The following is a 509-nucleotide window of genomic DNA, read 5'->3' as shown; positions in this document are numbered from 1 at the left end:
CTTTCTCTTGGTTCGTATTCTGATAATTGTTGCTCGAATTCTCTCCGTTCATTTGCGACCGCAAACTCATTTTCTAATGCCCCCTTATCGAATTGTTCACCTAAATTTTTACCTCTCACTTTTTTATTTTCTTTCAAGTGTCTGTAAGTGATTGTTTTGTTTGTGACACGATCGATTGTGATGTCTAATTGGTTCAACTCTCTCTCAAGCTCCTCAAAATTTGTCGCTTGTGATTGTTCAATCGCGTCTCTAATTTCGTCTTTCCAAGAGCTTTTACCTTTTTCAATTAAGCCTTTTTCGGCTTGAGTATATCGCATTGTTGCGTTGCGTTCAGTTACAGACAATCCATGTTCTCTACATACTTCATCATTTTTTTGTTTTACGAACTCTCTTTGTTTTTTATTGCTTTGATATTTTTTCCCAGTTTCTAAATCAATTGAATTAATCACAATATGATTGTGTACATGATTTGTATCTGCGTGCGTATAGACGGCTACTTGATGATTAGG

At 35.6% G+C, this 509-nt stretch carries 1 protein-coding gene; it reads right to left on the bottom strand.

Annotated features, from left to right (window positions below):
- Positions 1-509: relaxase/mobilization nuclease domain-containing protein (locus CD155_RS00620; protein ID WP_180991826.1), on the bottom strand; the 509-nt coding region annotated here is incomplete at both ends.

It is taken from the genome of Staphylococcus caprae (assembly GCF_002902725.1).
In the GTDB taxonomy this organism is placed as follows: domain Bacteria; phylum Bacillota; class Bacilli; order Staphylococcales; family Staphylococcaceae; genus Staphylococcus; species Staphylococcus caprae.
Note: the sequence above shows the minus strand (reverse complement) of the source record. Positions and strands in the feature narration are given on the sequence as shown.